Source organism: Streptomyces sp. NPDC006435 (genome assembly GCF_040612315.1).
GTDB lineage: Bacteria > Actinomycetota > Actinomycetes > Streptomycetales > Streptomycetaceae > Streptomyces.
This window is the reverse complement of record NZ_JBEXPY010000004.1, coordinates 145,787-159,404: the sequence shown is the minus strand read 5'-3', so window position 1 is coordinate 159,404 and position 13,618 is coordinate 145,787. Positions and strand designations below refer to the sequence as shown.

Genomic DNA, 13,618 nt, shown 5'->3' with positions numbered 1-13,618 from the left:
TGGTCCGCCTGGTCCGCCTGGTGCTCCGGGTGCGCCTGGTACGCCGCCGCCTCCGCCGGGTTCGACGCCTCCGCCCGGTGGTGGTGTGCATCACGCCGCGACGATGTTGGCCGACCCGAGCATGATGGGTGGTCCGGGTGCGCCGCAGCCTCCGGGCCCGCCCGGTCCTCCCGGTGCGCCCGGCGCTCCCGGGATGCCGCCGGGCCAGCACACCCCGCCGCCCGCCGCGTACGGCTATCCGCAGGCGCCGACCGGTCAGCCGACCGTCGGCCCCGGCTACCAGGCCGTGCTGCGCTACCGCGCGCCCGACGGCAGCGAGCAGCAGCTGATCCGCCGCTCGGCGCCCGGCACCCCGCACCCCGAGTGGCAGATGCTGCACGAGCTGCGGGCCATGAACGTGCCGCCGCAGCAGGTCATCGAGCTGCACACCGAGCTGGAGTCCTGCGAGCTGCCCGGTGGCTACTGCGCGCGGATGATCCGGGAGACCTGGCCGCAGGTGCGGATCACCAGCGTCGCCCCGTACGGCACGGACCACGCCAGCCGTCAGCAGGGCATGCAGCACCTGCTCACGCACCAGGGCGAGCTGCACCAGGTGGCGGACGGTCCGGCCCGGCCGGCGCCGGTGCGGGCCCCGCTGCCGCAGATGCCGCCCGCGCCGCAGGCGCCGCCGGAGGTCATCGCCGAGGAGCTGGCGCAGACCTTCGGGCCGCAGGGCATCCTCCGGTTCGACCAGCGGTCCGTGTCGCGTCAGGGTGTGCCCGAGGAGGTGGCGCGCACGCTGGTGTGGGGCGGGCTGCCGGCGGACTTCGGTCCGTTCTTCTGGGCGCAGCCGGGTCAGCCGGTGGTGCCGACGCTGGCCGAGCTGGCCGCGCAGCGTCAGGTTCAGGCCGCTCCGGACGCGGGGTCGTACCTCGTCATGGGGTCCGACTTCGGGCGGGCGCTCTGTGTGCAGTACGGCACCGCGAACATCGTGGCCGTACCGGTCGAGGCCGGGCCCGGCGGGCAGTCGGTGCCGCCGCAGTTCGTGAACACCGGGCTGCCGGAGTTCCAGCGGTCGATGGCGCTGCTGGGCCGGATGTGGCGGCTGCGCTTCGGGCTCAACCCGGAGCAGGCGGGTCGTTGGACGGTCGACTTCCAGGCACAGCTGGTGGCGCTGGACGCGGCGGCGCTGGCGTCGCCGGAGAGCTGGTGGTCGGTGCTCCTGGAACAGATGTGGGACGGGTTGCTCTGACCCGACAGGTTCCGTACGGTGCCCGGCTCCTCCACGAGGGGCCGGGCACCGTTCTGTGTGCGGCGGGTCACGGACCGTGCGGGGCGCCGGTCTGTGATGCCCGTCGCTTCCGTCCGGAATGCAGTTGATCGATTCCGACTTCTTGACCAATTGCCGCATCCTTGACGTAATGCCGGTGGTCGGAGAGTCGGAAAGAGGCGTCAAGGGATGAGTTCTGCACGGGTGTCCGCGCATGGCTTCGTCGGCGTACGGGGACGTGGCTACCGTCCGGAGCAGGTGGACCGTTTCGTGGCCGGGCTCTCGGCCGAGCGGGACGCGGCGCTGGAGGAGCTGTCCCGGCTCACGGCGCTGGTCGAGGAGCTGTCGGCCGAGTCGGTGCGGCTGGGCGAGGTCGTCGCCACGCTGGCCCCGCAGGAGTACGAGTCGCTGGGCGACCGTGCCCGGCAGATCCTGGCGCTCGCCCGGGAGGAGGACCGGGCCCTGCGGGAGGCGGCCGAGGGGGAGGCGCAGGCGTTGCGGGACGCGGCGGCCGAGGCGGGCGCGGCGCTCGGCGAGTCGGCGCGCACGGACGCCGGGGTGATGCGGGAGGCGGCGGAGAAGTACGCCGACGAGACGCTGGCCGCGGCCCGGGGCACCGCCGACGGGACGGTCGAGGAGGCGCGCGAGGAGGCCGCCGGGGTGCGGGCGGAGGCGGAGGCCATGATGGTCTCGACGGCCGAGCGCACCGCGAGCGTCCTGGCCCACCAGGAGCAGGAGCACGCCGAGCGGTGGCAGGCCACCGAGCAGGAGCTGGCCGAGGCCGAGGCCGCGCAGGCGGCGCGGCACGACGAGGCGATCCGGCGGGCGGAGGACGACCTGGCCGAGGCGCGGCGGGCGCTCGCGGAGACCGAGGAGGCGGCGCGGCACGGCCAGGAGGACGCCGAGGCGCGGGGTGCGGAGCTGATCGCGGAGGCCCGGGTCCGTGAGGAGCGGGTGGTGCGGGAGACGGAGCGGATACTGCGGGAGCACGAGGAGGCCCGGGAGGAAGTGCAGGCGCACATGACGCACGTGCGGAACTCGCTCGCGGCGCTGACGGGCCGGGTGGCCCCGGCGGAGGGCTGAGGCCGCGGGGACGGGGGTGCGGCGGTCCGGGCCGTCGCCCCGGACCGCTCCGGGGCGTCCGTTCCCGCCCCTGCCGCGGATTCTCCGATTCCGCCCAACCTGCGATTCTTGAACGCAGTTGAGGTGGTCGTGTGCCTGTTCGGGCTGGGTTAGCCTGTGGCCATGCACGGGGGGCCTGAACAAGAGTCACGTTTGCGGGGCAGTGGAGCGGAGCCGACGGAGCCGGACGACCCCCGGCGGATCGGCGCCTTCAGACTGCTCGGCGTGCTCGGTGTCGGTGGCATGGGCCGGGTCTACCTCGGCGCCTCGGCGGGGCGGTACGCGGCCGTCAAGCAGGTGCTGCCGGTGCTCGCCGCGGACAAGGACTTCCTGTCCCACTTCGGGCACGAGCTCGACAACCTCGCCAAGCTGCCGGCCGGTGTCAGTGCGCGGCTGCTGGCCAGCGACCGCACGGCGCAACCGCCGTGGTTCGCCACGGAGTACATCCCCGGGGTGACCCTGAGCGACGCGCTGCGGCTGAACGGCGGTCCGCTGCCCGCCGAGAGCCTCTGGCGGCTGCTGCGCGACGGGGCGAAGGGCCTGAGCGCCGTGCACGCCGCCCGCATGGTGCACCGCGACCTCAAGCCCTCCAACGTCATGCTGACCCTCGACGGCGTGTCCCTGATCGACTTCGGGGTGGCCCGGGCGGCCGACCAGAGCCGGGTGACCAGGACCGGCATGGTCATCGGGACGCCCGCCTACATGGCTCCCGAACAGGCCCTGGCCGAGCGGGATCTGACCGGTGCGGCGGACGTGTTCGGACTCGCCGGGCTGCTGCTGTTCGCGGCGAACTGCCGTCCGCCGTTCGGTGACGGGTCGGGGCCGGGCCTGTTCTACCGCATCGTCCACACCGAGCCCGACCTCGGCCGGCTGCCCGGGATCGATCCGGAACTGTCCGCCCTGGTCGAGGCGTGTCTTGCCAAGGACGCCGCGGACCGGCCCACCGCCGCCGAGATCGCCGAGGCGGCGGACGCCCATGTGCCCGCAGCGGCAACGGAGTTGTGGCCTCCGGCCGTCACGGAGCGGATCTCCGAGCGGGCGGTGTTCGCGGCGACCCCGCCGCCGGCCGACGAGCCCGAGCCGGAACCGGGGCCGGAAACCCACGCCGCGGCCCCGGCCGTGAAGATCGACAGGTCCGGGGCGGCCGAGGGGGACGGGGGCGGGGCGACCGGCCCCATGGCCCGCAAGCCGCGCGAGCGCCGCCGCCCCCGGATGCTGCTCGTCGCGATCCCGATCGTGGTCGCGGGCACGACCGTGACCATCGCGCTCGGGCCCTACGAGATCGGCCCCTCCCGCGGTCCGGACAACGCCGGTTCGGCACCCTCGGTCACCGTTTCGCCGAACGGGCCCGGTGCGGACGGCCGGTCCCCGGGCTCCGAGGCGTCGCCCTCCCGCTCGTCCGGCTCCGCGTCGGCCTCGCGTTCCGCCTCGCCCGGCAGGTCCGGCGACAAGCCGAAGGACGGCGACGACGGGAAGGGCGCGGGCGCCGGTGACGGCGGCGGTGCCGGGGACTCCGGTCCCGGCGGCTCCGGGGACGGTTCGGGTTCCGGGTCCGGGTCCGGTTCCGGGTCGGGCTCGGGTTCGGGTTCGGGGTCCGGATCGGGTGGTTCCGGCGGCTCCGGCTCGGGCGGTTCGGACGGCGGCGGACAGGTGCCGGCGCCCTCGGGGCAGTACTACCTCAAGAACGTCTCCGTGAAGCGGTGCCTGGGGGAGTCCTACTCCGAGTTCGGGGGCTCCATGATCATGAACTCGGTGTGCGGCGAGCCCGCGCACAACGGGGCCACGCTCTACTACAAGTGGACGTACCGGCCCACGTCCGGCGGCAGGTTCAAGCTGGTCGGGCAGGGCAGCGGCAAATGCCTCAAGTCCAACGGCTACGCGGGTCTGGGCACCGAGGCCTGCAACTCCTCCGACTCCCAGACCTGGCGGATCGGGACCAGGACCTCGAACGGCCACACCCTGGTGAACGTCGCCGAGAACCGCTGCCTGCAGGCGTTCAGCACCATCGGCTTCCAGGTGGGGGACTGCGACTCCTCGAACGCGGGACAGCTTTGGCGCAACTCCTGACGGCCGACGATCGACGGCCGCCGGGTTCAGCCGGCCTCGGCACTCCCGGCGTCGCGGAACCGCTGAAGCAGTTCCCGGGCCGGAGCGCTGTCCGGATCGAAGCCGTGGAGCCCTTCCTGCTCGTCCGGGACGCCCGGTCCCCACAGCCGTATCCCGTGGCAGGAAAAGCAGAAGGCGAGCTGGAGGAGCAGGCCGTCGGCACCGTGGACCCGGATGCCCCAGCCGGGGGAGAAGCAGCGGTGCAGCTCGCTGTCCGGCAGGTCGTCGATCAGGGCCAGGATCCGATCGGTCCGGGGCGCCTCCCAGAGGGCGACCTCGTCGCCGGTCAGGTCCTCGGAACCGAAATGCCTTATCGGATCGGCTATGCGGACGACCTCGATCAGTTCGGCCTTCTCGCGGGTGATCGGAAGCAACATGCGCACAGGATCACCGATCACATCCGCGCACACCAGAGCGAGCACGCCTGATGGTTCATCGGGTCGCGGCGAGGGGTCGCGGCCGTCCATGTCAGTCCGGGGCGTGGCCTGCCGCCTCCGGACGTCCGCCGTGCCGGAACCACTCCGGCGCCAGGATCGACATCACCGTCGAGTCCACCCGCTCGCCCTCCCAGAGCAGCGCGTCGCGCAGCACGCCCTCGGCGACGAACCCCGCCTTCTCGTAGGCGCGGCGGGCACGCGGATTGAACGCGTAGACCTCCAGCGAGATGCGGTGCAGCCCCAGTTCCTCGAATCCGTACCCGACGATCAGCCGGGTCGCCTCCGTCCCCAGGCCGCGTCCGTACGTGCCGGGTGCCAGGCAGATGCGGAAGTTGCAGCTCCCGTTGCCCGGGTCCCACTGGTTCAGGACCACCTCGCCGATGACGTCGCCCGTCGCCCGCTCGACCACCGCGAGGTCCAACCGGTCGTCCTGCTCCGCGCGGCTGCCGTACCAGGAACGTATGCGCCCCTCATCGAGCCCGTCGTAGTGATGACTGCCGGTCAGCCGTGCTGCCTCCGCGTCCAGGAGCATCGGCATCAGCGCATCCACGTCGTCCGCCGTGACGGGGCGGAGCAGCACCTTTTCGCCTTGCAGCGACGGCTTGTCGAGGAAGTCCGGGCGTGCGGTGCTTCGAACGTGATCGGTCATGGCCGCATTGTGTCCGACCGGCCCGCCCGACGTCCTCCTGATATCCGGCGCGGGCCCCGGCCGCTCGGCCCCGGTGATCGAGGCCGGCCGGGGCGGCCGGGCGCGCGCCGTCCGCCTGCGGCCCGCGGTGGCCCGGTGCGGGTACCGCGGGCCCGTTGTTTGCCCGCAGGGGCGTGCGCGGGGGTTCTCAGGCGGTCCTGGTGGCGCTGCCGAGGATCTTGGTCGGGGTGATGCGGACCACGACCCGGACGTGCTCCGGCGGGGCCTCCAGGTACTCCTTGCCGCCGCCCGGACCGAGGTACTCCTCGGCGATGCGGACGGCCACCGCGCGCCCGGTGTCCTCGGTGACGGCGGCGGTGCCGCGTATCTCGACGTACAGGTCGGGGTCGGTGGGGTCGAAGACGGTCAGGCCGACGCGCGGGTCCCGGAGCACGTTCCGTTCCTTGCGCCGGCCCCGCTGGGTGGAGATCAGCAGTTCGCCGCCGTCGCGGCTCACCCAGACCACCGAACTCTGCGGGCCGCCGTCGGGGTTGAGGGTGGACAGGACGGCCGGATGGGGCGCATCGAGCAGGTCGCGCACGGCGGCGTTCATTTCTGTGGACATGCCAGGAGCCTAGATGTCCGTACGACCGAGGCCGTCCGGCGGTGCCCGACCGGCCGGGGCCGTTGGGCGACCGGGCCGGAGCCGTTCATTGTCATGCGCCACAAGTATCTTGCGGCGCATGACAATGACTGACTATCTTGTACCGCATGACAAAGGGGCTGCCCGCCAACGGCGACCAGCGTCGCAGCCAGCTGCTGCGCGGAGTGCTCGACCTGTGCCTGCTGTCGCTGATCGCCGAACGGCCGCGCTACGGCTTCGAGTTCGTGTCGTCGCTCGCCGACAGCGGGCTCGACCTCGTGAGCGAGGGCAGCATCTATCCGCTGCTCGCCCGGCTGGAGCGGGACGGGGCCATCTCCTCGTACCGCGCCCCGTCGGCCAGTGGTGGCGCACCGCGCAAGTACTACCGCCTGACCGAGGCGGGACATGTCGAACTGGCGAGCGGCCGGGCCGTGTGGCATGCCTTCAGCGGGCATGTGGGGCAGGTCCTGGCCGCCACCGAACCCACGGGGGGATCGCATCATGACGAATCAGCGGACCATGACGAACGAGCAGGTGCTCGCGGTCTGCCGCAGCAACTGGGAGTACCGGGGCATCGATGACGGGTCCGTCCGGGAGATGCTCGACGAGCTCTCCGCCCATCTGGAGGACGCGCTGGCCGAGGGGCGCACGCCCCAGGACGTCGTGGGCGACGACGTCAAGGGGTTCGCCGCGTCCTGGGCGCGGGCCCGCGCCCCGTTCGCCCATCGGCTGCTGCGCGCGGCGGCCATGGCCTGCTCCGCGCTCGGCGGTCTGATCCTGATCGTGTGCCTGGTCCGGTGGAGCCCCGAACGGGCCGTGGGCGCCGACGACCTCGTCTTCTGGGCCGTCGTGGCGGCGGTCACGGTCACCTGGGAGCTGCGGCGCGGCAACCTGGGGCTCGGCAGGAACGCGGCGGTCGGCCTGGTCGTCGCCCTGGCCGTGGTGCTGACGTCCCGGTGGCTGGGCGGCGGCGGGACGCTGTTCACCGTGCCGCTGTGGGCGGCTCCGGTGCTGTTCCTCCCCGGAGTGGCGTACGCCGTGGCCGACGCGCGGCGCAGGAAGGCCGCCGCGCCCGGCGCCGACCGGTAGGACTTCACCGGTCGGGCCGGGGCGGGGCGGACGCCCGCGTTCAGCGTTGCGACACCGGTGGTGCTCCCGCCAGGATCCGGGGCTCCTCCGCCTGGTAGAGGCGGCGGGCCCCGGGGGCCGTGTGACGGGGGAGGACCGTGCCGAGCCAGCCCGCCAGGAAGCCGGCCGGGATGGAGACGAGGCCGGTCGTGGTGTACGGGAACCAGTTGAAGTCGTGGTCGGGGAAGACCGAACTGGGCGATCCGGAGACCAGGTTGGTGCCGGTGATCAGGACCAGTACGGAGAGCGTGCCGACGACGAGGGTGCTGAGCAGGCCGGTGCGGGTGAAACGGCGCCAGAACATGCTGTAGACGAGCGCCGGGGACAGGGCGGACGCGCCGACGCAGAACGAGAGCGTGGCCAGGGCCTGCACGTTCCAGTGCCGGGCCATGACGGCGAGCGTGGTGGCGAGCAGGCCGACGACGATCGCGGCGGCCTGGGCCGTGCGCATCTCGGACAGACCGGCCAGCGGTTTGCGGTCCGGGCGGCGCACGCCGTGCAGGCCGTGGGCGAACAGGTCGTGCGCCAGGGAGTTGGCGCAGGCGAGGATCATCGCGGCGACAGAGGCGAGGAGCGTCAGGAAGATCGCCGTCGTCATGGTCGTGACGATCAGCGCCCCCGCCCGGCCGCTGCCCGCGACGACTCCGCTGATCTGGAGGATCGCGCTGTTCCCGGAGGCGCCGGCCTCGGTGATGCGCTCGTGGCCGACGAGGGCGCCCGCGCCGAGGCCGATCACGACGAGCAGCAGACAGATCGTGGCGACCACCCCGACCGCCCAGGACAGCGAGCGGCGCATGGCCGCGGTGGAACGGGCGCTCGTCATGCGCATGGTGACGTGGGGCAGGCAGGCGGCGCCGAGGACCACGGTGAGTTCGGAGCTGACCATGTCGAGCGCGCTGCCCTCGAACTGGAGCCCCGAGCGCAGATAGGCGGCCCCGGCACCGCTGCTCTGCCGGGCGGCCCCGAGCAGGGCGCCGGTGTCCCAGCCGAACCGGTCCATGACCAGTACGGCGATGGTGAGCGAGGCGACGAGCAGGACCACGGTCTTCACGATCTGGATCAGCGCGGTGCCCTTCATGCCGCCGATCGCCGAGTAGCCGATCATCAGGGTGCCGAGTCCGATGATGGCGCCGGTGCGGAACCCGGAGCTGTCGAAGCCCAGGATGAAGGACAACAGGTCGCCGCTGCTGGCGAGTTGGACGACCATCATGGGGACGAGCGCGGCGAGGGTGACCGCGCAGGCGGTGATGCGGACGGCGCGGCCGGGGGCACGGCGCACGAGCAGGTCGCCCATGGTGAACCCGCCCGCGTTGCGCAGCGGTTCGGCCAGCAGGAACATCAGCAGGACCAGCGAGAGCGTGATGCTCAGGGCGAGGATCGTGCCGTCGTAGCCGGTGAGGGCGATGATGCCGGTGGTGCCGAGCACGGTGGCCGCGGAGAGGTAGTCGCCGGCCAGGGCGAGGCCGTTGTACAGGGGCGGGAGCGAGCGGGAGCCGGTGTAGAACTCGGCGAGGTCGTCGCGGTCCGGGCCGGTCATCACGCAGAGCAGCAGTGCCACCGTGGCCACGGCGAGGAAGGCCACCAGGGACATCGACTGCGCGGAGTCGTCGAACACGTTCACCGGGCCTCTCCCGCTCTTCGGAGCCGGGCGGCGAGCGGGTCGACCGTGCGGCGGGCGGTCCGTTCGTACCGGACGACGGCGAGGACCGTCACGGGGATCTGGCACAGCCCCAGCGCGAGGCCGACGTTGAGCCCGGCGAACAGGGGCCGGTCCATCAGGCCCTCGGCGAAGCCGGAGAGCAGCAGGAAGGCGACGAAGTAGCCGAGCGTGGTCAGGACCGCGACGCGGCGCAGCGAGCGGTACGAGGTGCGCAGCCGGCGCAGGTCGCTGTGGCGGCCGGGGGTGGGCGGGGGCGCGCCGGACGGGTCGTCGGGCGCCGCGGGGCCGGAGTCCTGCCAGGGCGGCAGGTGGTCCGGACCGTGCGGGGGCCGGTGCCGCGGGGGCTGTTGCGGCAGCCGTCCGGGCCAGGAGGAGTACGGGGACGGGGGCGGTGCTCCGTGCGACATGGGGGGCTGCTCCTTGCAAGGCTCGGTTCCTGGTCCGGACGGCAAGGCAGGAGTGCGGTGGTGCGGTCGGAAGCGCGAACATTACTCGTGAGTACGGCAGTTGGGGAGGGGGCGGCCCGAATTACCGGTGGTAATTACCCGGTTCACAGGAGCTGGTGAAACCGGTGGTGCGGGTGGTTCCGGCGGGATTCCTTCCCCGTGCACGTACCCACCGGGGTCGTCCCCGGGCGGGAGGGCCGCCACGGGCCCGGCGCCGCTGCTGAGGAGTGTGGCCGGTGACCGCCGTGGTCCCGGGCGGCTGCACCCGTGGGTGGAGTCCCTGAGAAGGGCCTGCACCCTGGGGGCGATACCCCTAGGGGGAGCTCCCCACATCTGGGCAGGGACCGTTCCTCCCGGCGGAGGACGTGACCGCGGGGGTCCGTTCCTTAGCGTGTTCCTACATCGAGAAAACGGCTCGAACCCGTCGCGGAAGCGGCGGGCCGCAAGGGGGGAGGGCGGGGGCGACCCCGCCCCCGGGGTGGGGAAAACCCCACCCCGGGACTGTGCCGCGCACCAGTGCGCCGGCCCCGTCCGGACCAGCAGGCTTCATGACACCGGCACACCGGGCGACGGGGCCCGCGGAAGCCGGTCCATCCCGCGCGCCGACCGGCACCCGCCGACCGCCGCGCGCACACCGATCGACACACAACAGGGGGCAGAACCGTGACAACGGCTGTGACCATTCCCAGGCACGGGGGCACGGGCAGGAGCACGGCCGTTGCCGCGCGGGCGCGGCAGGTCGTCAAGGCGTACGGGGCGGGGGAGACCAGGGTCGTCGCGCTCGACCACGTCGACGTGGACATCGCCCGCGGGCAGTTCACGGCGATCATGGGGCCGTCCGGTTCCGGCAAGTCGACCCTGATGCACTGCCTGGCCGGGCTGGACACCGTGTCGTCCGGGCAGATCTTCCTCGACGAGACCGAGATCACCGGGCTCAAGGACAAGAAGCTCACCCAGCTGCGGCGGGACCGGATCGGCTTCATCTTCCAGGCGTTCAACCTGCTCCCCACGCTCGACGCGCTGGAGAACATCACGCTGCCGATGGACATCGCGGGCCGCAGGCCGGACGCGGACTGGCTGCGCCAGGTCGTCGACACCGTCGGTCTGTCCGAGCGGCTGCGGCACCGGCCCACCGAGCTCTCCGGCGGCCAGCAGCAGCGCGTCGCGGTCGCCCGGGCGCTCGCCGCCCGGCCGGAGATCATCTTCGGCGACGAGCCCACCGGGAACCTGGACTCGCGGGCCGGCGCCGAGGTGCTGGGCTTCCTGCGCAGGTCGGTCGACGAACTGGGCCAGACCATCGTCATGGTCACCCACGACCCGGTGGCCGCCTCCTACGCGAACCGGGTGCTGTACCTCGCCGACGGGCGCATCGTCGACGAGATGTACAACCCGACGGCCGACCAGGTCCTCGACCGCATGAAGGACTTCGACTCGCGCGGGCGGACGTCATGACCGTCTGGAAGACATCGAGACGCAACTTCCTCGCGCACAAGGGACGCATGGCGCTCTCCGCCGTCGCGGTCCTGCTGTCGGTGGCCTTCGTCTGCGGGACGCTCGTCTTCACCGACACCATGAACACCACGTTCGACAAGCTCTTCGCCGTGACGTCCGCCGACGTCACCGTCAACCCGAAGGACTTCGAGGGTCACGACGAGGTGGTCCCGGACAAGGGCAGGCCCGCCACGGTCCCCGCCTCCGCCGTCGAGCGGGCCGCGTCGGCCACCGGCGCGAAGTCCGCCGAGGGCGCCGTCGTCAGCATGTCCGTCACCGTCGTCGACCGGCACGACAAGAACATGGGCTCGTCCACGGGCGCCCCGACGATCGCGGGCAACTGGACCAGGAACGACCTGCGTTCCATGGAGATCGCCTCCGGCCACGCCCCGCGCGGCCCGACCGAGGTGATGGTCGACGCCGACACCGCCGACAAGCACGGTCTGAAGCTCGGCGACGAACTGCGCACCATCACCGCCTCCGGCGACATCGAGGCGCGGATCAGCGGCATCGCCGCCTTCAAGGTCACCAACCCCGGCGCCGCGATCGTCTACTTCGACACCGCCACCGCGCAGAAGAAGCTGCTCGGCGGGTCCGACGTCTTCAGCCTGGTCTCCGTGACCGCGAAGGACGGCGTCGGCGACGAGGAGCTGAAGAAGAACGTCGCGGCGGCGCTCGGCGGCACGGCCGACTACGAGCTCCAGACCCAGGAGGAGGCCGCCGCCGCCAACAAGGACTCGATGGGCTCCTTCCTCGACGTCATGAAGTACGCGATGCTCGGCTTCGCCGGGATCGCCCTGCTCGTCGGCATCTTCCTGATCGTCAACACCTTCTCGATGCTGGTCGCCCAGCGCACCCGCGAGATCGGCCTGATGCGGGCCATCGGCTCCAGCCGCAATCAGGTCAACCGGTCCGTGCTGATCGAGGCGCTGCTCCTCGGCGTCGTCGGCTCCCTCCTCGGCATCGGTGCCGGGATCGGGCTCGCCGTCGGCCTGATGAAGTTCATGGGCGCGGTGGGCATGGAGCTGTCCACCGGGGACCTCACGATCGCCTGGACGACCCCGGTGGTCGGCCTCGTGCTCGGCATCCTCGTCACCGTCGTCGCCGCGTACTTCCCCGCCCGCCGGGCCGGGAAGATCTCCCCGATGGCCGCCCTGCGGGAGGCCGGCACCCCGGCGGACGGCCGCGCGGGCCGGGTCCGGGCCGCGATCGGCCTGGTCCTCACGCTCGGCGGCGGCGCCGCGCTGTTCGCCGCGGCACGGGCCGACGAATCGGGGCAGGGCTCGCTCCTGCTCGGGGCGGGCGTCTTCCTCACCCTGATCGGGTTCATCGTGATCGGCCCGCTGCTGGCCGGTCTGGTGGTCCGGGTGCTGAGCGCGGTCATGCTGCGGATGTTCGGTCCCGTCGGCCGGCTCGCCGAGCGCAACGCCCTGCGCAACCCGCGCCGCACCGGGGCGACCGGCGCCGCCCTGATGATCGGCCTCGCGCTCGTGGCCTGCCTCTCGGTCGTCGGCTCCTCCATGGTGGCCTCCGCCACCGAGGAACTCGACAAGTCGGTCGGCGCGGACTTCATCGTCCAGCCGGCCGGCGACGGCGGCGGACAGATCGTCGACCAGGCCGTGAAGGCGCTCAAGTCGGTGCCGGACATCGAGCACCTCACCGAGTACAAGGTCGTCGGCGCCTCCCTCACCGCCCCCGACGGCACCACCGGCGACGAGGCGCTGACCGCCGCCGACCCCACGTACAAGGACGACGTCCGCCGCGAGACCGTCTCCGGCGAACTGGCCGCCGCGTACGGCAAGGACGCCATGTCGGTCGGCGAGACCTACGCCACCGAGCACCACGTCCGGGTCGGGGACCGGATCACCGTCGCCTTCGAGGGCGGCGAGACGGCGAAGCTGAAGGTCGCCGCGATCACCTCGGACGACGTGAACATCGACAAGGGCGCGATGTACATCAGCACCACGACCGCCCGGCGGTACGTCCCCGCCGACGTCCTGCCGGACAACACGGTCATGTTCGCGAAGGCCGCGGACGGCAAGGAGAAGGAGGCGTACGCCGCCCTCCAGGACGCCCTCGCCAAGTACCCGCAGTACGAGGTGCGCAACCAGGCCGACTTCAAGGAGCAACTGAAGGACCAGATCGGCCAGTTGCTGAACATCGTCTACGGGCTGCTGGGGCTCGCGATCATCGTCGCGGTGCTCGGCGTGGTGAACACCCTGGCCCTGTCGGTGGTCGAGCGGACCCGCGAGATCGGCCTGATGCGCGCCATCGGCCTCTCCCGCCGCCAGCTGCGCCGGATGATCCGCCTGGAGTCGGTGGTCATCGCGGTCTTCGGCGCCCTGCTCGGCCTCGGCCTGGGCATGGGCTGGGGCACGGCGGCCCAGAAGCTGCTGGCCCTGGAGGGCCTCGGCGTCCTGGACATCCCGTGGCCGACGATCCTCACGGTCTTCGTCGGCTCGGCCTTCGTCGGCCTGTTCGCCGCGCTGGTCCCGGCCTTCCGCGCGGGCAGGATGAACGTCCTGAACGCGATCGCCACCGACTGACGCGGACCCCGCCGGTCCGACGGGGCGCCCCGTCGGCGGTGCGGCGGCCGACGTAGGATGACTGACCGGTCCGGCCCCGGGGTGTTCCTCCAAACACCCCGGGGCCGGGCCCGTTTTCGTCCGGTGCCGCTGTCAGGCGGGCATGACGGCGACGTCGTACTT

Annotated in this window: 12 protein-coding genes; 7 read left to right on the top strand and 5 right to left on the bottom strand. The window is 72.4% G+C overall.

The genetic code is table 11. The annotated features are described in order from the left end of the window. The 3 genes from ABZZ04_RS06705 to ABZZ04_RS06695 form a co-directional block, all read left to right on the top strand. On the top strand, positions 1 to 1,231 hold a 1,231-nt coding region (locus tag ABZZ04_RS06705), incomplete at its 5' end, for an SUKH-4 family immunity protein (RefSeq protein ID WP_356931093.1). Positions 1,232 to 1,438: 207 nt separating this feature from the next. Then, on the top strand, positions 1,439 to 2,332 hold the full coding sequence (locus ABZZ04_RS06700) for a cellulose-binding protein (protein WP_356931092.1): 894 nt from the start codon (positions 1,439 to 1,441) through the stop codon (positions 2,330 to 2,332). 192 nt (positions 2,333 to 2,524) lie between these two features. After that, positions 2,525 to 4,438 carry a protein kinase gene (locus ABZZ04_RS06695; protein WP_356931091.1) on the top strand — a complete coding sequence of 638 codons (1,914 nt, stop codon included), beginning with the start codon at positions 2,525 to 2,527 and terminating at the stop codon, positions 4,436 to 4,438. A gap of 26 nt (positions 4,439 to 4,464) precedes the next feature. Here ABZZ04_RS06695 and ABZZ04_RS06690 read toward each other — a convergent pair whose 3' ends face one another. The 3 genes from ABZZ04_RS06690 to ABZZ04_RS06680 form a co-directional block, all read right to left on the bottom strand. Next, a complete protein-coding gene (locus ABZZ04_RS06690) occupies positions 4,465 to 4,854 on the bottom strand; it encodes a hypothetical protein (RefSeq protein ID WP_356931090.1) in 390 nt (129 codons plus the stop codon). A 91-nt stretch (positions 4,855 to 4,945) separates the two neighbouring features. Further along, positions 4,946 to 5,563: a GNAT family protein gene (locus tag ABZZ04_RS06685; RefSeq protein WP_356931089.1), complete on the bottom strand. Its 618-nt coding sequence runs from the start codon at positions 5,561 to 5,563 to the stop codon at positions 4,946 to 4,948. A gap of 187 nt (positions 5,564 to 5,750) precedes the next feature. Beyond that, the gene (locus ABZZ04_RS06680; protein ID WP_356931088.1) at positions 5,751 to 6,167 is read right to left on the bottom strand and encodes a PPOX class F420-dependent oxidoreductase; all 417 of its coding nucleotides are present in this window, start codon (positions 6,165 to 6,167) and stop codon (positions 5,751 to 5,753) included. Between the two features lie 146 nt (positions 6,168 to 6,313). On the opposite strand from ABZZ04_RS06680, the gene ABZZ04_RS06675 reads away from it, so the two are divergent. Then, complete coding sequence (locus tag ABZZ04_RS06675) at positions 6,314 to 6,766, top strand: PadR family transcriptional regulator (protein ID WP_356931087.1); 453 nt, start codon at positions 6,314 to 6,316, stop codon at positions 6,764 to 6,766. Beyond that, complete coding sequence (locus ABZZ04_RS06670) at positions 6,687 to 7,274, top strand: hypothetical protein (protein WP_356931086.1); 588 nt, start codon at positions 6,687 to 6,689, stop codon at positions 7,272 to 7,274. The genes ABZZ04_RS06675 and ABZZ04_RS06670 overlap by 80 nt, the downstream gene beginning before the upstream one ends. A gap of 40 nt (positions 7,275 to 7,314) precedes the next feature. On the opposite strand, the gene ABZZ04_RS06665 is transcribed toward ABZZ04_RS06670, so the two are convergent. After that, positions 7,315 to 8,904 carry a cation acetate symporter gene (locus tag ABZZ04_RS06665; RefSeq protein ID WP_356931271.1) on the bottom strand — a complete coding sequence of 530 codons (1,590 nt, stop codon included), beginning with the start codon at positions 8,902 to 8,904 and terminating at the stop codon, positions 7,315 to 7,317. Between the two features lie 26 nt (positions 8,905 to 8,930). After that, positions 8,931 to 9,380 (bottom strand): DUF485 domain-containing protein, encoded by a 450-nt coding sequence (locus tag ABZZ04_RS06660; protein WP_356931085.1) that lies wholly within the window; start codon positions 9,378 to 9,380, stop codon positions 8,931 to 8,933. 702 nt (positions 9,381 to 10,082) lie between these two features. On the opposite strand from ABZZ04_RS06660, the gene ABZZ04_RS06655 reads away from it, so the two are divergent. Together ABZZ04_RS06655 and ABZZ04_RS06650 are read left to right on the top strand one after the other, a co-directional pair. Next, on the top strand, positions 10,083 to 10,871 hold the full coding sequence (locus tag ABZZ04_RS06655) for an ABC transporter ATP-binding protein (RefSeq protein WP_356931084.1): 789 nt from the start codon (positions 10,083 to 10,085) through the stop codon (positions 10,869 to 10,871). Next, positions 10,868 to 13,456 (top strand): FtsX-like permease family protein, encoded by a 2,589-nt coding sequence (locus tag ABZZ04_RS06650; RefSeq protein ID WP_356931083.1) that lies wholly within the window; start codon positions 10,868 to 10,870, stop codon positions 13,454 to 13,456. Before ABZZ04_RS06655 ends, ABZZ04_RS06650 begins: the two co-directional genes overlap by 4 nt. Positions 13,457 to 13,618 lie beyond the last annotated feature (162 nt).

Excerpts from the sequence above, each read along its gene's own strand:
- ABZZ04_RS06675 (WP_356931087.1), top strand. The coding sequence starts at position 6,314 with ATGACAAAGGGGCTGCCCGCCAACGGCGACCAGCGTCGCAGCCAGCTG.
- ABZZ04_RS06665 (WP_356931271.1), bottom strand. The coding sequence starts at position 8,904 with ATGTCCCTGGTGGCCTTCCTCGCCGTGGCCACGGTGGCACTGCTGCTC.
- ABZZ04_RS06660 (WP_356931085.1), bottom strand. The coding sequence starts at position 9,380 with ATGTCGCACGGAGCACCGCCCCCGTCCCCGTACTCCTCCTGGCCCGGA.
- ABZZ04_RS06670 (WP_356931086.1), top strand. The coding sequence starts at position 6,687 with ATGACGAATCAGCGGACCATGACGAACGAGCAGGTGCTCGCGGTCTGC.
- ABZZ04_RS06650 (WP_356931083.1), top strand. The coding sequence starts at position 10,868 with ATGACCGTCTGGAAGACATCGAGACGCAACTTCCTCGCGCACAAGGGA.
- ABZZ04_RS06690 (WP_356931090.1), bottom strand. The coding sequence starts at position 4,854 with ATGTTGCTTCCGATCACCCGCGAGAAGGCCGAACTGATCGAGGTCGTC.
- ABZZ04_RS06700 (WP_356931092.1), top strand. The coding sequence starts at position 1,439 with ATGAGTTCTGCACGGGTGTCCGCGCATGGCTTCGTCGGCGTACGGGGA.
- ABZZ04_RS06685 (WP_356931089.1), bottom strand. The coding sequence starts at position 5,563 with ATGACCGATCACGTTCGAAGCACCGCACGCCCGGACTTCCTCGACAAG.
- ABZZ04_RS06680 (WP_356931088.1), bottom strand. The coding sequence starts at position 6,167 with ATGTCCACAGAAATGAACGCCGCCGTGCGCGACCTGCTCGATGCGCCC.